The following is an 18,673-nucleotide window of genomic DNA, read 5'->3' as shown; positions in this document are numbered from 1 at the left end:
ATTCCAGTGATGCCAGATTTCCTCAAACTCTTTGGAATAATTTCTCTGTCCCTTGCCTATACTGTGGACAACAGTTTTTATAAAAGTGAGGGGTTAGAGATGTTATTTCTTCATGATGTGTGGGTTAATTGGTTTGAAGGGGAAGAAAATGGCTACAATGTATGTCACTTTCATGAATGGCGCAAGGAAGATACGGTTGAGCTTTTGGATCAGGTGCCGCTATTAAGGGTGCCGTCAATATTGTTTCATTACATAGAAAATGATTTATCTGAGCTGCCGAAAGGTTTGCTTGAAGACGTACATCAGAAATCGTATATACGGAAAAATCATGAGCGGACAAAGCTTGAGTATTGTTTTGTCGTAACAGACGGAATCGGCATTTTGGCTGTCGATACAATCGGATACACAATCCCTGTCAGAAAAAGCCGTCTCATTCCAAGACAGGAACAGCTTGTTTATGAAATGGTAAAAGATGTAGAGCCTGAAACATATGAATTTGAGCCAAAAAAGCTGGAATCCTCAAAAGAATATCATATTTTATCATTAGCGCCAGAGCATGTCAGAGGACTGACGAGAAAAGAACGGCAAATCAAGCAGCTGATGTTTATGGCGCTTGATCAATTAAAGGGATTGAAAAACCGTGCCGAAATCGGCTACTGGTACACAGAGTGGAATCCGCATATGTATGAACAAATCAAACGAATGAGCTTTGAAGAGATTTGGGACATGCTGTATAACGAAACCATTGAAGGCTGGTCAGACAAGCATTTGACTTTTTGTGAAAACTTGATAAAAGGACAGCCTTTCTTCGAAAAACTGTGGGAATTGGAAAATGAATCAAAGGTGAATTGAAAAAAACCGCTCTTTCAAAGAGCGGTTTTTTGATCAGCGTCTTTTTCGGCCAAGACCCATGGCATTCTCCATTTTTTTCAGCATTTTGTTTGCTGTCCGGTTCGCCCGTTCCGCGCCATCATCGAGAATCCGATCTAATTCATCAGATTCAATCAGTTCATGATAGCGGTCTTGAATCGGTTTTAATGCGTTGACCACAACCTCTGCCAAATCACCTTTGAACTCGCCGTAGCCTTTCCCTTCATACTTTGCTTCAAGCTCTTCAATTGTCGTATTGCCGAGGATTGAATAAATCGTAAGAAGATTGGTAACGCCCGGTTTGTTTTCTTTATCAAACTTCACAATGCCTTCAGAATCTGTCACAGCGCTTTTGATTTTCTTTTCAAGAAGCTTTGGCTCATCCAGCAATGTAATATACGACTTCTGGTTCGGATCGGATTTGCTCATTTTCTTCAGCGGGTCATTCAAAGACATGATGCGCGCGCCGACTTTAGGGATTTTCACTTCTGGAACTGTAAAAATGTCGTTGTATTTTTTGTTGAAGCGTTCGGCAAGATTTCGCGTCAGCTCAAGGTGCTGCTTTTGATCCTCACCGACAGGCACAAGGTCTGTTCCATATAGCAGAATATCAGCGGCCATCAGCGGCGGATATGTTAACAGGCCGGAGACGACAGCTTCGTTGCCTTTAGACTTGTCCTTAAATTGAGTCATTCGTTCAAGCTCACCAATATACGCGACACACTGCATCATCCATCCAGCCTGCGCATGTGCGGGAACCTCTGACTGAATAAATAATGTTGCTTTTTCAGGATCAAGACCGATCGCTAAGTAAAGCGCCGCCAAACTGCGAATATTCTTTCTTAGCTGCAGCCTGTCTTGAGGTACAGTTATCGCATGCTGATCGACGATGCAAAAATAGCTGTTATAATCATGCTGCAGTTCGACAAACTGCTTCATTGCGCCGATATAGTTGCCGAGCGTAACGGAGCCGCTCGGCTGAATACCTGAAAAAATCGTTTTCTCCATAAAAACATCAACCTCATTTCTGAAAACATAATAAAAAGGCTCATTCTTCCCCTGTAAAAAGGGACGAATGAACCGTGGTACCACCCTGATTATTCCATTAAAATGGAATCACTCTAACGTTTGTAACGGAGACTGCTCCGGCTGAGCCTACTTTTGCGGTTTCGGTCAGCTGCTCCAAAGTCCATTCCACATTGCCCGTTATCTGCTCCCAGCACCGCAGACTCTCTTCAAACGGGTGAAACGTGTACTACTCTTTTTCATAGCAGGCTTTTCTTTTGATTGCTTCATTATAAATCAATTATAACCAATTGTCATCATGAAAAAACACTCTTTTTTCCGGTAACATTGTAATGATAGAAATACTGCGGGTACTATTAAAACCTCTAAATGATAGCTGCTCTCAGCGGTGAAAACAGCTAGATATTATATGTAAAAAGCAATATGGATAAAAAACTCCTAAAATCGTTTTCAACGAATTTCCGCTTTAAACGATAGAAGGATATTATGTTCATGGTAGAAAAACTAACGAAGTTCAAATATTTTAAATTGAAAAAATAATATTGCAATAAATTATTTGTTTCATTATAATGAACTTGTTCACTCTAGTGTTACAGCTTTTTTACAAAAATAATCAGAAAAGACGGAACAGAGTAAAAGTTATGGAAACTTAGGTTCATTTGTCTGATATTTCTGATGATTTGGCCGTGAGGAGCTGAAAATTATGATTAGGGGGTTTGCGAATATGAAAAAACGTTGGTCGATTGTCACGTTGATACTCATTTTCACTCTTGTGCTGAGCGCCTGCGGCTTTGGCGGCAGCGGCGGATCAAACGGTGAAGGGAAAAAGGACAGTAAAGGAAAGACGACACTTGATATTAATATCAAAACTGAGCCGTATTCTTTACATCCGGGATTGGCAAAAGATTCAGTATCAGGGGGTGTTATCCGTCAGACTTTTGAAGGATTGACACGCATTAATGCAGATGGTGAGCCTGAAGAAGGCGCAGCTTCTAAAATTGAAACGAGCAAAGATGGAAAGACATATACATTTACAATTCGTGATGGCGCAAAATGGTCAAACGGCGACCCTGTAACAGCACAAGATTTTGAATATGCCTGGAAATGGGCTCTTGATCCTGCTAATGAGTCGCAGTATGCCTATGAGCTGTATTACATCAAAGGTGCGGAAGCAGCAAACACAGGAAAAGGAAGCTTAAATGATGTAGCTGTAAAAGCGGTTAACGATAAAACGTTAAAAGTTGAATTGAACCATCCGACACCGTTTTTTACTCAATTGACTTCGTTTTATACTTATATGCCGGTCAACAAAAAGGTTGCTGAGAAAAATGAAAAATGGTATACCAATGCGGGCAAAGATTACGTTTCCAACGGACCATTTAAAATGACATCTTGGAAACACAGCGGATCTATTGCTCTTGAAAAAAATGATCAATATTGGGATCAAGACAAGGTTAAGCTGAAAAATATCAAGATGGTCATGATCAACAATAACAATACTGAGCTTAAGAAATTCCAAGCTGGTGAGCTTGATTGGGCAGGGATGCCGCTTGGTCAGCTTCCGACTGAATCGCTGCCAACTTTGAAGAAAGATGATTCCTTACACGTTGAAGCGATTGCTGGTGTTTATTGGTACAAATTTAACACGACGGCAAAGCCACTAGATAATGTAAACATCCGTAAGGCGCTGGCCTATTCAATTAATCGTCAATCTATCGTGAAAAACGTGACACAGGGCGAGCAAATTCCTGCTATGGCCGCTGTTCCACCGTCAATGAAGGGATTCGAAGATAATAAAAAAGGTTATTTTGACGATAACGATGTGAAAACGGCGAAAGAATATTTGAAAAAAGGTCTTAAGGATTTAGGGCTGAGCAAAGCTTCCGATCTTCCGGCAATTAAATTGTCTTATAATACGGATGAAGCGCATGCGAAACTTGCACAAGCTGTTCAGGAAATGTGGAAAAAAGATCTTGGCGTAAATGTTGAGCTTGATAATTCCGAATGGAATGTCTATATCGACAAACTCCACAGCCTCGACTATCAAGTGGGACGTATGGGCTGGCTTGCCGACTATAATGATCCGAGCACCTTCCTTGAATTGTTCAAGGATAAAGACGGCGGAAATAATGATACTGGCTGGGAAAGCGCTGAATTTAAAAAGCTATTGAATGAGTCCCAAACTGAAACAGACAGTAACAAACGTATCGAACTGCTTAAGAAAGCAGAGAAGGTATTTATGGACGATATGCCTGTTGCACCAATCTATTTTTATACGATCCCTTGGGTGCAGGACGAAAATCTGAAAGGAACCATCGTTACTGGAACCGGCGAAATTTATTTCAGAAACGCGTACTTTCAATAAGTCTATGTGAAAACAAAAAACCTCAAGGTATATGGGGCCTATTCCCCATATACCTTTCTTACTGATCATGTAAAAACAATGGAGGTGTTTCCCCTTGCTGAAATATATCGGAAGACGTTTAATCTACATGGTTATCACTCTATTTGTCATTGTAACCGTGACTTTTTTCTTAATGCAGGCAGCACCGGGCGGGCCATTTTCGGATGAGAAAAAGCTTCCGCCTGAAATTGAAGCAAACTTAAATGAACACTATGGCTTGGACAAGCCGCTGTTTGTACAATATGTAAGTTATTTGAAATCAGTTGCAATGTGGGATTTCGGACCGTCATTTAAATATAAAGGTCAGAGTGTTAACGACCTGATCAATTCGGGATTCCCCGTTTCATTCACTCTTGGAGCAGAAGCTATTCTCCTCGCTTTAGCATTAGGTGTATTGTTTGGGGTCATTGCAGCCCTTTACCACAATAAGTGGCAGGATTATACCGTTGCGATTTTAACCATCTTTGGTATTTCAGTGCCGAGCTTTATCATGGCGGCTGTTCTGCAATATGTGTTCTCCATGAAGCTTAGTCTGTTTCCAGTCGCGGGGTGGGACTCCTGGGCATACACCTTTTTGCCTTCAATCGCACTTGCTTCCATGCCGATGGCGTTTATTGCCAGGCTTTCCCGTTCAAGCATGATCGAAGTGTTGAACAGTGATTATATTCGCACAGCGAAAGCAAAAGGTCTGTCCCGTCTGGCCGTTACAGTGCGGCACGCCATCCGAAACGCGCTTTTGCCAGTTGTTACATACATGGGACCGATGGCCGCGCAAGTCTTAACGGGAAGCTTCATTATAGAAACCATTTTTGGGATTCCGGGACTTGGCGCACACTTCGTAAACAGTATTACAAACCGTGATTATACAGTCATTATGGGTGTAACGGTATTCTTCAGTGTCATCCTTTTATTATGTGTATTAATCGTAGACGTGCTATACGGTATTATTGATCCGAGAATCAAGCTTTCCAAAGCAAAGAAAGGAGCCTAGGCCATGCAGAACATTCCGAAAAATATGTTTGAACCAGCCGCAGCAAATGCCGGTGATGCAGAGAAAATAAGTAAAAAAAGCCTTTCCCTCTGGAAAGATGCGATGCTTCGCTTCCGCAGCAATAAGCTTGCAATGGTCGGGCTTGTGATTATTGTACTGATTATCCTTATGGCGATTTTAGCACCGCTCTTCTCGAAATATGATTATTCGACTACTAATCTCTTAAATGCGGATAAGGCGCCTTCCAAAGATCACTGGTTCGGAACAGATGATCTGGGACGGGACATTTTCGTCCGTACATGGGTAGGCGCGCGAATCTCAATCTTTATCGGTGTCGCGGCCGCTGTTCTTGATTTGCTGATCGGCGTAATTTGGGGAAGCATTTCAGGGTTCCGCGGAGGCAGAACGGATGAAATTATGATGCGTATCGCCGATATCCTTTGGGCAGTTCCTTCATTATTAATGGTTATCTTACTGATGGTTGTTCTTCCGAAAGGGCTCTTTACGATTATTATTGCCATGACGATAACGGGCTGGATTAATATGGCCAGAATCGTGCGGGGACAAGTGCTGCAGCTGAAGAATCAGGAATATGTGCTTGCTTCACAGACGCTTGGTGCAAAAACTTCCCGTCTGCTGTTTAAACATATCGTGCCAAACGCAATGGGCTCCATTTTGGTCACAATGACATTGACAGTGCCGACTGCGATTTTTACAGAAGCTTTTTTAAGTTATTTGGGACTTGGTGTTCCGGCTCCGCTTGCAAGCTGGGGAACGATGGCTTCTGACGGATTGCCTGCATTGACCTACTATCCGTGGCGTTTATTCTTCCCGGCCGGTTTCATCTGTATTACGATGTTTGGTTTTAACGTTGTCGGCGACGGATTAAGAGACGCATTGGATCCTAAGTTACGTAAATAAGGGAGTGATACGGGTGACACGCCTATTAGAAGTAAAAGATTTAGCGATTTCATTTAAAACATATGGCGGAGAGGTTCAGGCAATCCGCGGAGTGAATTTCCATCTGGATAAAGGAGAAACGCTGGCTATCGTTGGAGAATCAGGTTCGGGAAAAAGTGTAACCTCTCAAGCGATTATGAAGCTGATTCCAATGCCTCCAGGTTATTTTAAGCGCGGTGAGATCTTGTTTGACGGCAAGGATCTGGTGCCGCTGTCTGAAAAAGAAATGCAAAATGTCCGGGGAAAAGAGATCGGGATGATATTCCAGGATCCGATGACCTCTTTAAATCCGACGATGAAGGTCGGAAAACAAATTACGGAAGTACTGTTTAAACACGAAAAGATTTCAAAGGAAGCAGCGAAAAAACGTGCTGTTGAACTGCTGGATTTAGTCGGAATCCCGATGCCAGAAAAACGGGTCAATCAATTTCCTCATGAGTTTTCAGGCGGGATGAGACAGCGGGTTGTCATTGCGATGGCACTAGCGGCGAATCCGAAGCTTCTCATCGCCGATGAACCGACGACTGCTCTTGATGTAACGATTCAAGCGCAAATCCTTGAATTAATGAAGGATTTACAAAAGAAAATTGAGACATCCATCATCTTTATCACACACGATCTTGGTGTTGTGGCAAATGTTGCTGACCGGGTCGCTGTCATGTATGCGGGACAGGTTGTAGAAACCGGTACGGTAGACGAGATTTTCTACGACCCAAGACATCCGTATACGTGGGGGCTGCTTGCATCCATGCCGACATTGGAAAGTTCGGGAGGGGAACAGCTGACTGCGATTCCTGGCACGCCGCCTGATTTGACGAATCCGCCAAAAGGAGATGCTTTTGCGTTGCGGAGCTCTTATGCGATGAAAATCGATTTTGAGCAGGAGCCGCCCATGTTTAAGGTATCTGATACTCATTATGTCAAATCGTGGCTGCTTCATCCGAACGCGCCAAAAGTAGAGCCGCCTGAAGCGGTAAAAGCGAAAATGCGCAAACTGGCAAATACGTATGAAAAACCTGTCTTAGTGAGAGAAGGTGAATGAATTGGCTGAAAAACTATTAGAAATCAAACATTTAAAACAGCACTTTGTCACACCGAAAGGAACAGTGAAGGCTGTAGACGGTTTATCATTTGATATCTATAAAGGCGAAACATTAGGGCTGGTTGGTGAATCCGGCTGCGGTAAATCGACAACAGGCCGAAGCATTATTCGGCTGTACGAAGCGACTGATGGTGAAGTGCTGTTTAACGGCGAAAATGTACACGGGAAAAAATCTCGGAAACAGCTGCTGGAGTTCAACCGCAAGATGCAGATGATTTTCCAAGACCCTTATGCATCCTTGAATCCTAGAATGACAGTTGGTGATATTATTGCTGAAGGCCTTGATATTCATAAGCTGGCAAAAACTAAAAAAGAGCGGATACGGCGGGTCCATGAGCTATTGGAAACAGTCGGTTTAAACAAGGAGCATGCAAACCGCTATCCTCATGAATTTTCCGGCGGTCAGCGCCAAAGAATTGGAATTGCCAGAGCTCTTGCTGTTGACCCAGAATTCATTATCGCCGATGAGCCAATTTCCGCTTTGGATGTATCTATTCAAGCGCAGGTCGTGAATTTAATGAAAGAACTGCAAAAAGAAAAAGGGCTCACATACTTGTTTATTGCTCACGATTTATCAATGGTTAAATACATCAGCGACCGCATTGGCGTCATGTATTTCGGGAAACTGGTTGAGCTTGCGCCGGCAGATGAGCTTTATGAGAATCCGCTTCATCCATATACAAAGTCATTGCTTTCAGCAATTCCGCTTCCAGATCCGGACTATGAGAGAAATCGCGTCCGTAAGAAATATGATCCGTCTGTTCATCAGCTGAAAGATGGGGAAACGATGGAATTCCGTGAAGTCACACCGGGGCATTTTGTGATGTGCACGGAGGCAGAGTTTAAAGCATACTCATGACATTCATCCTTCAAGAGAAATCTCTTGAAGGATTTTTTTACGTAATTATAGAAATTCAGAATAATAATATTTCAAGTAGAGGAATAAGCGGGGGCGAAAAACGATTCAATATCTGCATAACAAAAATATTATTGCGCTTCTGCTGTCTCAATCTCTTCAATCTTTAGCAGGAGTCCTTGTCACAATCGTTTTAATGGTTCGAGTCTATCAAATGACAGACTCCGTCTTTTTGGCGAGTCTTGTTCTATCATTCATGTCGTTTGCGAGTATAGCAGCAAGCTTTTGTATTTCCCCTGTGCTTCACAAGCTTGGTTTTAAAAAGGTGCTTGTGTTCACAAATCTTCTGAGGGCGGTCTTTACGATATTAATGGCTTTTGGCGTCAGTCATCACGGACAGATTTTCTTTTGGGCCACGCTATTGTTTGTATTCTGTTTTTCTTTTGCAGGCGCGTTTTTTCAGCCAGCAAGATTTGCGCTGCTGCCGACTATCGTTTCAAAAGAGCGATATGTGAAAGTGAATGGCGTGATTTCCCTCTCAAATCAATTGTTTCTAACGGCGGGGTGGGGTCTTGGAGGCCTTCTGACGTATGCTGTACCTTTTGAAGTCGTTGTCGGTGCAGCCATTTGTCTGTTTGTTCTTTCAGGAGTCTCCATCAGTGGGCTTCATGTAAATGAAAAAAGGGCTGAAGGAACAGCTGAAACACAATCTGCCAGAAGTATATGGAAGGATTTAATGATCCTTCCTGTTGTAAAGGATATTACGATGATGGACATGATAGAGGCTTTGGCAGGTTCTGTTTGGTCTTCTGCGATCCTTCTCGCGTTTACTGCAGCTGTTTTGCATGCAACGGAGGTATGGTGGGGGGTGTTTAACGCTTCTTATTTTATAGGTGCTATCGCCGGCAGTGTGATTGCTATTCGTTTTTCTGCTATTTTTGAGCGAAACATGGGCTATTCGATTATGTTCAGCTCACTTGTGATGTCGATACTGACCCTTTTGTTCTCTTTTTCTCCAATCCCTTTTTTATGCGCGCTGGCTTGCGCATTCATGGGTCCCTTTTATCAGGTGCGTGATATTTGCCAGGAAACAATGCTGCAGGAGGTCATTCCCGAGCAGAAGCGCATTGGGATCATGGCTGCCAAAAATGCAATTTTAACTCCATGGTCAGGCGTTACTTACTCCATCATGGGGCTCGTAGCTGATGCGGCTGGAGCGAAAACAGCTTTTATTGCGGCCGCTGCATTATATATCATGACGTTTTTTATTGCACTGGCGCAGCCCCGCTTGCTTCATTACAAGCGGGAAGGCGGTATTTCATGAAAGCTTGCGATATAACATTTCAACATGAATGGAGTTTCCGGCTTCGATTTTTGCTAAAAAAATGAAACCAGGGCGGAAGTTCGTACGTCTTAATAGATGTAAAGCTGTTTAAACAAGAAGAAATGGGGTATATCTAAAAAGTATGAAGACAATGAACTCATAAGGAGCAAATCAATGAACTGGTATGAAAAGCTTAGCGAGTACTTTCCAATTGAAGAAATGAAATCAAAAGCGCATATGGAAGCTCTTATGAAAGAGCGAAGCGATATTTATCATAAAGATGAAGGCAAACATCATATCTTAATGTTTGCGGAATTCGATTCATTTATCTTTGTTGATTATCTGTATGTGTCTAAGGATGCAAGAGGGCAGGGGCTTGGCGGCAAATTGATCGCGAAGCTGAAAAAGAAAAATAAGCCGATATTGCTCGAGGTGGAGCCTGTGGATGAAGATGATACTGATACAGAAAATCGCCTGAGATTTTATCAAAGAGAGCATTTCAAGCATGCTCAGTCAATTGGGTACCAGCGCCGGTCATTGGCTACGAATGAAGTAAGCAAGATGGAGATTCTGTACTGGTCACCAAAAACAGAATCAGAAGAAGAAATTTTTGAAGCCATGAAACAGACATACGAAAACATTCATACTTATAAAGATGAGAAATGGTATGGGGAATCGTACGAAAAAACAGACGAGGTCCTGAAACTCATTGATGAAGAAAAACAAAAAAATATTTTCGATCAGTTAAACTAATTGAGAATGACAACATAACATTAACATTAAAATTTGCTGGATTGACACATTTTTTTCTTAGGACACTGTTCACACTTACTTTTTTATAGTATAATACCTGTAAAGATTCCTTTTTTAGAGTAATTTCAATTTAAGAATAAAATAGATGTTCATCCTACTAATTAGAGGAGTGAAGATGAATGGTTACACTATACACATCACCAAGCTGTACTTCATGCAGAAAAGCGAGAGCGTGGCTCGAGGAGCACGAGATTCCATTTGAAGAAAGAAATATTTTCTCTGAACCTTTATCAATTGATGAAATTAAACAAATTCTTCGAATGACTGAAGACGGAACAGATGAAATTATCTCAACTCGTTCAAAAGTATTCCAAAAACTGAATGTGAACGTTGAATCTATGCCGTTGCAAGAATTGTACAGCTTGATCAATGAGCACCCAGGTTTGCTTCGCCGTCCGATCATCATCGACGAAAAACGTTTGCAGGTCGGATACAACGAAGACGAAATCAGACGTTTCCTGCCAAGAAAAGTCCGCTCTTTCCAATTAAGAGAAGCACAGCGTTTGGCAAACTAATAGATCGTATTATTAAAAGAAGGCTGATACTCAGCCTTCTTTTTTCATTTCTTCTCAACTTGCTGATAATAAATGCTTGCAAGGATGACAAACGCCACCGTTAAAATGGGGAGGAGTGTTTCCACTGCGCTGTGCTGTGCCATAAAAAAGGACAGCTTTTTATCTCTCACAATCATTTCTCCGCCTGTATAAGCAAGCAGCCCGCTTCCCGCATAGATCAGGAGGGGTATTTTCTCAAGTGCAATATGGATGAGCTTGCTGCCCCAAATAATAACCGGCACCGATACGCATAAACCTATGATCACAAGTGAAAACTCACCGTGTGACGCACCTGCAACGGCTATGACATTGTCCAGTGACATAAAGAGATCTGCGAGCACGATCGTTCTTACCGCTCGCCATAGAGAGGTGCTGCTTTTAATGTGCTGTGTGTCTTTTTTTTCAATCAGCAGCTGATATCCTAAATACAGCAGGAAAATTCCTCCGACACACTGCAAGAACGGAATATTCAAAAGATATACCGCTGCACTTGTTAATCCGATTCTCATGGCAACGGCGATAAATGTTCCGAGAATAATGGCTTGCTGTCTTTGCTTGTCCGGCAAATTTCTGCTCGCCATGGCGATAACGACCGCATTATCTCCGCCAAGGATCAGGTCGATCCCTACAATCACAAGCAGAGAAATCAGATAGTCATGCTCCATGAATCGGCACCTCACTTTCGTTCCATCGCTTGTACTCCTACTATATGAGACAAGTCGCATTTTATGATATGAGCCGTATATCTGCCGTTTTTTTAGCAAAGATGCGTTTTTATTTCTTTTGTGACTGTTTTATCATAAAATAGAAATACAAAGGAATTCACACTGGCCTTGCATCAAGGTTAAGATGTGGACGGAATGGGTAAAGTGTAGTAAAGTACTATTAATCGGGAGCTTAGATGTCCCTTCAACATCTTATATAGAAGGGAAGGTTGGCAAATGGAAATTGAAAGAATTAACGAGCATACAGTAAAATTTTATATGTCTTACGGAGATATTGAAGATCGCGGTTTTGACAGAGAAGAAATTTGGTATAACCGTGAGCGCAGTGAAGAACTGTTCTGGGAAGTCATGGATGAAGTTCATGAGGAAGAGGAATTCGCTGTGGAAGGCCCTCTCTGGATTCAAGTTCAGGCGCTTGACAAAGGATTAGAAATCATCGTCACAAAAGCCCAGCTTTCCAAAGACGGACAAAAGCTCGAACTGCCGATTCCTGAGGATAAAAAGCAAGAACCAGCATCTGAGGATCTTAACGCCTTACTGGATGATTTCCAGAAGGAAGAGCAAGATGTCAATCAGGAAGAGAAGGAGCAACAGCTTCAATTTGTCTTGCGGTTTGACGATTTTGAGGATGTTATTTCTCTATCTAAATTGAACGTTAACGGAAGTAAAACGACTTTATGTTCGTTTGAGAACCGATATTATTTATATGTGGATTTTTGCGATATGATTGATGAAGAGGTTGAAAATCAGCTAAGCATCCTGTTGGAGTACGCAGATGAATCCTCAATCAGCATACACCGTCTTGAAGAGTACGGCAAGCTGATTATTTCAGAGCATGCTCTAGAAACAATAAAAAAACACTTTGCATCATAACAAACCGATTTCTTTCCGGAAATCGGTTTTTTTTGTGCAATGAAATGCTGTTTTTGTGATGTGAAATTAGAAACCCGCGGACATGCTGAAAACTACGGCAAACAGGAGTTGATCCTCTTTTCCAGAAAGTATATCTCATCCGGAAAGGAGAGATGACAATTGTTTAGTGCTGTGACTGAAGACGGCCGAATGTTTCACCTTCTAGGCGCTCGGCAAAGCCGAAAAATAAAACAGAAAAGGTTCTTCTGCCCAGTGTGCGGAGGTGAGCTTGCCGTAAAGCTTGGGCACCAAAAAGCGCCGCATTTTGCCCATAAACAGAACAAGTCCTGTTCAATAGACATAGAGCCGGAAAGCGCCTACCACTTAGAAGGAAAAAGACAGCTGTATGTATGGCTGAAAACGCAACAGGCGTCCCCGCTATTAGAACCATTCATTAAAAGCATCAAACAAAGACCTGATATTATGGCAAAGATCAAGGGACACATGCTTGCTGTTGAATATCAATGTGCAACTCTTGCTTCAGATCGCTTTCTAAAGCGGACAGCAGGCTTCAAACAAGCGGGAATCCTCCCGCATTGGGTTATGGGACATAGCCGCTTAAAATGCACTGCTCCATCCTTTTATCAGCTTTCTGCTTTTCATTGGCAATTTATCAATGCGAGTCCGAACAAGGAACTGGTCTGTTATTGCCCGGAAAAACGGCTATTTCAACGGATTAGCTTTATTATTCCGTTTCACACAAACCATTCTTTTTCCTCCGTTCAAACGATTCCTCTTCACCAGGCAGATGCAAAAGAGATTTTTTTTACTGCGCCAAAGCCCTCATTGCGTTACGACAATTGGATGAAAGCCGTAATGCGTTTTCGGAATAAACCCCATCGATTTATTTCTAAGGAGTCAAATCGCCTAAGGCAGCTGTTTTATCAAAAACGGCAGACATCTCTTTCATTTCTTCCGACTGAAGTGTTTATTCCTGTTACAAAAGGAGCTGTTTTTAAAAGTCCGGTTTTTGTGTGGCAGGGATATCTTTATCTGTTTATGACGGATATTGGATACAAACGTGCGCCAATTCGCTTTTCCGCTGTTTTACAGCAGTGCAAACTGCACATTCATAAAAAGAACATTTCACTCAGATATGAATACAGCGAAAAATGTCTTTCAGAAGCGGTGAAACAATACATTGATTTTTTGTGCAAGAAGGGATTTTTAAGGGAGACTCAGAAAGAAGTATATGTGCTGTGTCAGTGCGCAAAGGACATATACTCATTACAGGATCTCATAGAAAGAGACCGCAGCTGTTTTATAGAATGAGTTTGTCTCATTTGGCTCACCCTAAGACAAAGGTGGTGGGCTGGCTGTGAGAGGCATAAATGGAAAGGTTTTTCGTGTTTTTGCTGTTTTTTTGGCATTCGTTCTCTTCATCGCTGCATATGATTTGACAAAAGGCAGTGAAAAACCGGAAGATATTCACAACACAAGTTTATTGAGAAACAGCGGTTTTTTCAATTGGCTTGAATTAAAGAAAACGAGGGGGATCACCATGGCTGAGGAAAAAAAAGCAAACCAACTGCCTGACAGAAGTGAAGTAAAGGCAGAAGACACATGGAGACTTGAGGATATTTTTCCTAATGATGAGGCCTGGAATAAAGAATTTCAAGCTGTAAAGGAATTAATTCCTAATCTATCTGAGTATAAAGGAAAGCTGGCAGATTCAGCCGATCATTTATACGAGGCACTTACGTATCAAGATAAAGTGATGGAACGGCTGGGCAGGCTGTACGCATATGCCCATATGCGCTCTGACCAAGATACCGGAAACTCCTTTTACCAGGGGCTGAATGACAAGGCGGGAAACCTGTATACACAGGCTGCTAGCGCGACAGCTTATTTGGTTCCGGAGATTTTATCTATAGAAGAAGACAAGCTCCAGCAGTTTATTCTTGAAAAAGAAGAACTGAAATTGTATTCCCATGCGATTGAGGAGATTACAAAGGAACGCCCTCACGTACTGAGCGAAAAGGAAGAAGCGCTGCTTGCTGAAGCTTCTGAGGTGCTAGGGTCACCTTCCAATACGTTCAGCGTTTTAAATAACGCCGAAATTACTTTTCCGTCCATTAAAGATGAAGAAGGAAATAATAAACAGATCACTCACGGAAACTTTATTAACTTCTTAGAAAGTGAAAACCGTGAAGTCCGCAAAAATGCCTTTGACGAAGTATATAAAACGTACGGACAATATAAAAACACAATGGCCACCACACTAAGCGGCACTGTGAAAAAGGACAACTTCTATGCGAGAGTGAAAAAATACAAGTCAGCGCGAGAAGCGGCGCTTTCTAACAACAGCATTCCCGAGGAAGTATACGACAACCTCGTCAAAACGATTAATAAGCATCTGCCGCTCCTGCATCGCTATATCGCGTTGAGAAAGAAAGTGCTTGAGCTTGATGAAGTGCATATTTATGATCTGTATACACCGCTTGTGAAGGATGCGGGGATGAAAGTTACGTACGAGGAAGCTAAAGATTACATGCTGAAAGGTCTGGCGCCTTTAGGGGAAGAATACGCTTCTATCTTAAAAGAAGGGCTGGAAAACCGCTGGGTCGACGTTTACGAAAATAAAGGGAAACGCAATGGCGCTTATTCATCAGGAGCTTACGGCACGAATCCGTATATCTTGATGAACTGGCATGATAACGTCAATAATCTCTTTACGCTCGTGCATGAGTTTGGGCATTCCGTACACAGCTATTATACGAGAAAGCACCAGCCATACCCATACGGCAACTACAGCATTTTTGTCGCAGAAGTCGCGTCTACGACAAATGAAGCGCTTCTTGGCGAATACCTGCTAAACAATTTAGATGATGAAAAACAGCGGCTGTACATTCTGAACCATATGCTTGAAGGCTTCAGAGGAACGGTCTTTAGACAAACGATGTTCGCCGAATTTGAACATCTGATCCATACAAAGGCGCAAGAAGGGGAGCCGCTTACACCAGAGCTTCTGACAAATGTCTATTATGACCTGAATAAAAAGTATTTCGGAGACGGCATGGTGATTGATAAGGAAATTGGCCTTGAGTGGTCCCGTATTCCGCACTTCTATTACAATTACTATGTGTATCAGTATGCGACAGGGTACAGTGCTGCCCAAGCGTTAAGCAGCCAAATTCTGAAAGAAGGAAAGCCGGCAGTTGACCGTTATATTGACTTCCTGAAAGCGGGAAGCTCACAATATCCGATTGACGTCCTGAAAAAAGCGGGCGTTGATATGACGTCACCAGAGCCAATCGAAGCTGCGTGCAAAATGTTTGAAGAAAAACTTGATGAAATGGAAGAACTGCTGATGAAAGTCAAGCAGTCCTAAAAAAAAGCCTGTGCGTCATTTGCACAGGCTTTTTAAAATCCTTTAAAGGTTTTGCGGTGATTCAGGCGGTATAGGGTAAATAAAATAGACAGAAACAGCAGAGGAGAGGTAATATAAAGCGGCAGCATATGCATCATGCCTAATATATTCAAACAGAAAAAAACGGCAATACACACAATTGAGATCACAGTATACATCATGGCAATCCTCCCCGTCTTTATACCTTATAAAGATATGAAAGAATGTCTGTCGTTATGTTTTGTGACAAAAGTATGAACATTAAGCATATAGGTTGTCAAAAGTCGACAACTTTTGTTATCATAAGGATGTGAAATTGATCACAAACAAACATTACCCCTTTGTTTGACCGTGAAAAATTTCTCCCATCCCCTTTGTTGTCGTTAAGACATATGAAACCGCGCTTATCCCGGCGCGGTTTCTTTAGTGCTGAAATCGGAACGTATGTTCTGTTCCGGTGCAAAAAAACAGCCTCAAGCATATGCACGCCTGCGGCTATTTTTCACATGATTGATATTCATCAGAATGAGTGCTGAGAGATTTCCAAAACATTCCGTGTTTGGCTTCCACTTTGGCAACCTTTTTAGCAAACGCCAATTTTTTCATTTCTTTTTCAACCTCTTCAAGGCTCAGGTCATATACAAGAGCAATTTCTTTGGAGGCAACGAAGCGGAAATACTCAATAAAACATTCCAGCGGCGGTGTTTCCGACGGCTTTGGCTCGTCGCCAAGCATCTCAAATAAGATTTCTTCATATACATCATATGAATAGCTGCCAGGTACTTTAAGTCCCTCGTCTTCATGCTGCGTGTTAAAAAACGTCAGCGTTGGATTGACGGAAACATCCATCTCAGCGGCAATTCTCATGTCACATTGAAGCGCCTTGACAGCGCTTTGGGAATGTAGATCATTTTTGAATTCTTCAAGATCGAGATTCGTTTTTTCTGCGATCTCCAAAAGCACATTTTCGTCCGTAATATTTTTCTTTGAAACAAACAGGCTCTCCTGCATATTTCTGAGAAATCGCATGCCGACTTTTCTTCCTTGCAGTTCGGCTGCTTTAAATGCGAGAGCAGCCATGTAAGGAGATGAAAGCGGCTGATCTTGCTCGAGCCAGACATTGCCGTCACATGACATGCCGGAGCGGCTTGCAATCTTTTCCCATGCTTCTGCGAGGAGATGCTTTTTCCGCTTCTTATTTAATGCGGTAAGACTCGCGGAAGCTATAAGACGTAAGGTGAAAAACCGTCCGTATTTGATTTTCAGCTTTTTAATAACGGGTTCTAAGGACCAGCATTCAGGACATAATGGGTCTACAAACATGTAGATTTCAAGCGGTTTTTTTGGATGACCGTGGCAATGGGCGAAGTATTGCTCATGCTGATAGTTTGTCAAGATGATCAATCCTCCGCTTCCGTTTGATTCACCATATGCCTTGCTGTCAATTCCAGCCGGCCAAACAAAAACTCGCGAATATCGCCTTCCAGCCCTACATGGTCCATTGCGTCCTTCATACAGCTGAGCCACGCATCAGCTCTCTCATTTGTAATCGGAAAGGGAAGATGCCTTGCTCTGAGCATGGGGTGGCCGTGCTCCTCAGTATAAAGCGGGGGCCCGCCTAAATACTGAGTCAAAAATTGCTTCTGTTTCCTGGCGGTTTCTGTTAAATCGCTTGGAAAAATTGGCTTCAGCAAAGGATGAGACGCGACACGCTCATAAAAAGTATCAACAAGTTGCGATAGAAGTTCCTCTCCAATCGCTTCATAAGGTGCGTTAAACGATTGTCCCATGTTGACTACTCCTTTAAATATGGCTAATAGGAATCATAAATCCTATTGCGAAAAGTAATTTTTTGTATTTCAATCATTCATCTAGATTTATTTTAGCAACAAGGCATCATTTCTACAAACAAACTGCCTTTTATGCGTATGGGTGACAAGTTTCGGCTTGAAAGCCGGGCGTATTTCATATCATATCACATAAAAATCGGGAATGCGTAAGATTTCACCTCGCAAAAAAAACCAGAGGGCAGGAGCCGCTCTGGTTACGCGTAATAGGCTGAAGTTATTCTTTTTACATAGTTTTGTGTTTCCTTGAAAGGAGGAATGCCGCCGTGTCGATCAACATTTCCTGGTCCGGCATTGTATGCCGCTAATGCCATAGATACATTGCCGTTGTATTTGTTCAGCATTTGTTTTAAATACTTCGTTCCGCCTTCTACATTTTGCTGGGGATCCAGCGGGTTAGAAACACCAAGTGAGCGTGCTGTTGATGGCATCAGCTGCATCAAGCCGAGCGCACCTGCTCCGCTGACCGCTTTTGCATTAAAGCCTGATTCCTGTTTGATGACAGCGCGGATTAGCTTTTCATCGACGCCGTATTTATCAGCCGCTTTTCTTATTGCACTGTCAATGGAAAAGTCGCCCGAATTGAGCTGTTTGGCTTCATATTTGTTTGAAGCTGAATCTAACGCAGCAGTTTCGATGGTTTGTGTCGGTTTTGTAATATAACCTGAATCATTATTTATATTTGAGTTAAGCCCATAAATTGAAAGCAGTGACGGCGCTGTTGATGAAGCGCTGTTCAGCAGGCTGAGCGGGCTTGACGATGCAGAAGGTGCTGTTGGTTGCTGATTCGTCAGTCCGTTTGTATATTGGCTGAGCAAAGAGCTGAAGCTGGAGAGCGGGCTTTCTGCATCATTTTGAGTGCCTGTGCTGCGGGCGTTGGATATGGACTGTAAAGCCTGAAGCTGAAGTAAAGCTGCCCAATTCGTTACATTCACGATGT

General features: G+C 42.4%; 19 protein-coding genes, 1 pseudogene and 1 other annotated feature. Of the genes and pseudogenes, 13 read left to right on the top strand and 7 right to left on the bottom strand.

Features of this window, described 5'->3' with window-relative positions:
- The first annotated feature begins 99 nt into the window (after positions 1-99).
- Positions 100-852 carry a YjbA family protein gene (locus AAGG74_RS08305; protein WP_162101948.1) on the top strand — a complete coding sequence of 251 codons (753 nt, stop codon included), beginning with the start codon at positions 100-102 and terminating at the stop codon, positions 850-852.
- A 33-nt stretch (positions 853-885) separates the two neighbouring features.
- Here the strand turns inward: AAGG74_RS08305 and trpS are convergent, their stop codons facing one another.
- On the bottom strand, positions 886-1,878 hold the full coding sequence (gene trpS, locus AAGG74_RS08300) for a tryptophan--tRNA ligase (protein ID WP_429675071.1): 993 nt from the start codon (positions 1,876-1,878) through the stop codon (positions 886-888).
- Between the two features lie 56 nt (positions 1,879-1,934).
- Positions 1,935-2,148: a binding site (T-box leader), on the bottom strand.
- Positions 2,149-2,620: 472 nt separating this feature from the next.
- Here trpS and AAGG74_RS08295 point away from each other — a divergent pair.
- The 8 genes from AAGG74_RS08295 to spx all read left to right on the top strand — a co-directional run bounded on the left by AAGG74_RS08295 (position 2,621) and on the right by spx (position 10,861).
- On the top strand, positions 2,621-4,261 hold the full coding sequence (locus AAGG74_RS08295; RefSeq protein WP_429675070.1) for a peptide ABC transporter substrate-binding protein: 1,641 nt from the start codon (positions 2,621-2,623) through the stop codon (positions 4,259-4,261).
- 94 nt (positions 4,262-4,355) lie between these two features.
- Positions 4,356-5,291, top strand: coding sequence for an oligopeptide ABC transporter permease OppB (gene oppB, locus AAGG74_RS08290; protein ID WP_429675069.1), 936 nt, complete (start codon positions 4,356-4,358; stop codon positions 5,289-5,291).
- 3 nt (positions 5,292-5,294) lie between these two features.
- Positions 5,295-6,212 (top strand): oligopeptide ABC transporter permease OppC, encoded by a 918-nt coding sequence (gene oppC, locus AAGG74_RS08285; protein ID WP_225494177.1) that lies wholly within the window; start codon positions 5,295-5,297, stop codon positions 6,210-6,212.
- Positions 6,213-6,216: 4 nt separating this feature from the next.
- Complete coding sequence (oppD, locus tag AAGG74_RS08280; RefSeq protein WP_429675068.1) at positions 6,217-7,293, top strand: oligopeptide ABC transporter ATP-binding protein OppD; 1,077 nt, start codon at positions 6,217-6,219, stop codon at positions 7,291-7,293.
- Position 7,294: 1 nt separating this feature from the next.
- Positions 7,295-8,212 (top strand): oligopeptide ABC transporter ATP-binding protein OppF, encoded by a 918-nt coding sequence (gene oppF / locus AAGG74_RS08275; protein WP_162101942.1) that lies wholly within the window; start codon positions 7,295-7,297, stop codon positions 8,210-8,212.
- A 103-nt stretch (positions 8,213-8,315) separates the two neighbouring features.
- Positions 8,316-9,533 carry an MFS transporter gene (locus AAGG74_RS08270; protein WP_162102178.1) on the top strand — a complete coding sequence of 406 codons (1,218 nt, stop codon included), beginning with the start codon at positions 8,316-8,318 and terminating at the stop codon, positions 9,531-9,533.
- A gap of 174 nt (positions 9,534-9,707) precedes the next feature.
- Positions 9,708-10,286 (top strand): GNAT family N-acetyltransferase, encoded by a 579-nt coding sequence (locus AAGG74_RS08265; protein ID WP_429675067.1) that lies wholly within the window; start codon positions 9,708-9,710, stop codon positions 10,284-10,286.
- Between the two features lie 179 nt (positions 10,287-10,465).
- Complete coding sequence (gene spx / locus AAGG74_RS08260; protein ID WP_429675066.1) at positions 10,466-10,861, top strand: transcriptional regulator Spx; 396 nt, start codon at positions 10,466-10,468, stop codon at positions 10,859-10,861.
- 44 nt (positions 10,862-10,905) lie between these two features.
- On the opposite strand, the gene AAGG74_RS08255 is transcribed toward spx, so the two are convergent.
- Positions 10,906-11,565, bottom strand: a complete 660-nt coding sequence (locus tag AAGG74_RS08255) for a TerC family protein (protein ID WP_225494174.1) — start codon at positions 11,563-11,565, stop codon at positions 10,906-10,908.
- A gap of 184 nt (positions 11,566-11,749) precedes the next feature.
- On the opposite strand from AAGG74_RS08255, the gene AAGG74_RS08250 reads away from it, so the two are divergent.
- Both AAGG74_RS08250 and mecA read left to right on the top strand, forming a co-directional pair.
- Entirely contained in the window at positions 11,750-11,875 is a 126-nt protein-coding gene (locus tag AAGG74_RS08250) for a hypothetical protein (protein ID WP_120698858.1), read from the top strand.
- Positions 11,842-12,498 carry an adaptor protein MecA gene (mecA, locus tag AAGG74_RS08245; protein ID WP_429675065.1) on the top strand — a complete coding sequence of 219 codons (657 nt, stop codon included), beginning with the start codon at positions 11,842-11,844 and terminating at the stop codon, positions 12,496-12,498. The genes AAGG74_RS08250 and mecA overlap by 34 nt, the downstream gene beginning before the upstream one ends.
- Here the strand turns inward: mecA and AAGG74_RS08240 are convergent.
- Positions 12,493-12,564: pseudogene (locus tag AAGG74_RS08240) on the bottom strand (hypothetical protein); the annotation flags it as partial. The gene mecA and the pseudogene AAGG74_RS08240 overlap by 6 nt on opposite strands.
- Positions 12,565-12,657: 93 nt before the next feature.
- Between AAGG74_RS08240 and AAGG74_RS08235 the strand changes: the two are divergent.
- Both AAGG74_RS08235 and pepF read left to right on the top strand, forming a co-directional pair.
- Positions 12,658-13,809, top strand: a complete 1,152-nt coding sequence (locus tag AAGG74_RS08235) for a competence protein CoiA family protein (RefSeq protein ID WP_429675064.1) — start codon at positions 12,658-12,660, stop codon at positions 13,807-13,809.
- 229 nt (positions 13,810-14,038) lie between these two features.
- The gene (gene pepF / locus AAGG74_RS08230) at positions 14,039-15,868 is read left to right on the top strand and encodes an oligoendopeptidase F (protein ID WP_225494260.1); all 1,830 of its coding nucleotides are present in this window, start codon (positions 14,039-14,041) and stop codon (positions 15,866-15,868) included.
- A 32-nt stretch (positions 15,869-15,900) separates the two neighbouring features.
- Here the strand turns inward: pepF and AAGG74_RS08225 are convergent, their stop codons facing one another.
- From AAGG74_RS08225 to cwlQ, 4 genes are all read right to left on the bottom strand, one after another.
- Positions 15,901-16,068 carry a hypothetical protein gene (locus tag AAGG74_RS08225; RefSeq protein WP_019713977.1) on the bottom strand — a complete coding sequence of 56 codons (168 nt, stop codon included), beginning with the start codon at positions 16,066-16,068 and terminating at the stop codon, positions 15,901-15,903.
- Between the two features lie 313 nt (positions 16,069-16,381).
- Complete coding sequence (spxH, locus tag AAGG74_RS08220; protein ID WP_162101936.1) at positions 16,382-17,281, bottom strand: protease adaptor protein SpxH; 900 nt, start codon at positions 17,279-17,281, stop codon at positions 16,382-16,384.
- A 5-nt stretch (positions 17,282-17,286) separates the two neighbouring features.
- The gene (locus AAGG74_RS08215; RefSeq protein WP_162101935.1) at positions 17,287-17,676 is read right to left on the bottom strand and encodes a globin domain-containing protein; all 390 of its coding nucleotides are present in this window, start codon (positions 17,674-17,676) and stop codon (positions 17,287-17,289) included.
- 254 nt (positions 17,677-17,930) lie between these two features.
- Complete coding sequence (cwlQ, locus tag AAGG74_RS08210; protein ID WP_258894734.1) at positions 17,931-18,668, bottom strand: bifunctional muramidase/murein lytic transglycosylase; 738 nt, start codon at positions 18,666-18,668, stop codon at positions 17,931-17,933.
- Positions 18,669-18,673 lie beyond the last annotated feature (5 nt).

It is taken from the genome of Bacillus mexicanus (assembly GCF_050445615.1).
GTDB classification, from domain to species: Bacteria; Bacillota; Bacilli; order Bacillales; family Bacillaceae; genus Bacillus; species Bacillus mexicanus.
The sequence above is the reverse complement of the archived record's forward strand: the minus strand, read 5'-3'. Positions and strand labels throughout refer to the sequence as shown.

Coding starts and splice junctions, on each gene's coding strand:
- AAGG74_RS08305 (WP_162101948.1), top strand. CDS start 100: ATGTTATTTCTTCATGATGTGTGGGTTAATTGGTTTGAAGGGGAAGAA.
- trpS (WP_429675071.1), bottom strand. CDS start 1,878: ATGGAGAAAACGATTTTTTCAGGTATTCAGCCGAGCGGCTCCGTTACG.
- AAGG74_RS08295 (WP_429675070.1), top strand. CDS start 2,621: ATGAAAAAACGTTGGTCGATTGTCACGTTGATACTCATTTTCACTCTT.
- oppC (WP_225494177.1), top strand. CDS start 5,295: ATGCAGAACATTCCGAAAAATATGTTTGAACCAGCCGCAGCAAATGCC.
- AAGG74_RS08265 (WP_429675067.1), top strand. CDS start 9,708: ATGAACTGGTATGAAAAGCTTAGCGAGTACTTTCCAATTGAAGAAATG.
- spx (WP_429675066.1), top strand. CDS start 10,466: ATGGTTACACTATACACATCACCAAGCTGTACTTCATGCAGAAAAGCG.
- AAGG74_RS08255 (WP_225494174.1), bottom strand. CDS start 11,565: ATGGAGCATGACTATCTGATTTCTCTGCTTGTGATTGTAGGGATCGAC.
- AAGG74_RS08250 (WP_120698858.1), top strand. CDS start 11,750: ATGTGGACGGAATGGGTAAAGTGTAGTAAAGTACTATTAATCGGGAGC.
- mecA (WP_429675065.1), top strand. CDS start 11,842: ATGGAAATTGAAAGAATTAACGAGCATACAGTAAAATTTTATATGTCT.
- pepF (WP_225494260.1), top strand. CDS start 14,039: ATGGCTGAGGAAAAAAAAGCAAACCAACTGCCTGACAGAAGTGAAGTA.
- AAGG74_RS08225 (WP_019713977.1), bottom strand. CDS start 16,068: ATGATGTATACTGTGATCTCAATTGTGTGTATTGCCGTTTTTTTCTGT.
- AAGG74_RS08215 (WP_162101935.1), bottom strand. CDS start 17,676: ATGGGACAATCGTTTAACGCACCTTATGAAGCGATTGGAGAGGAACTT.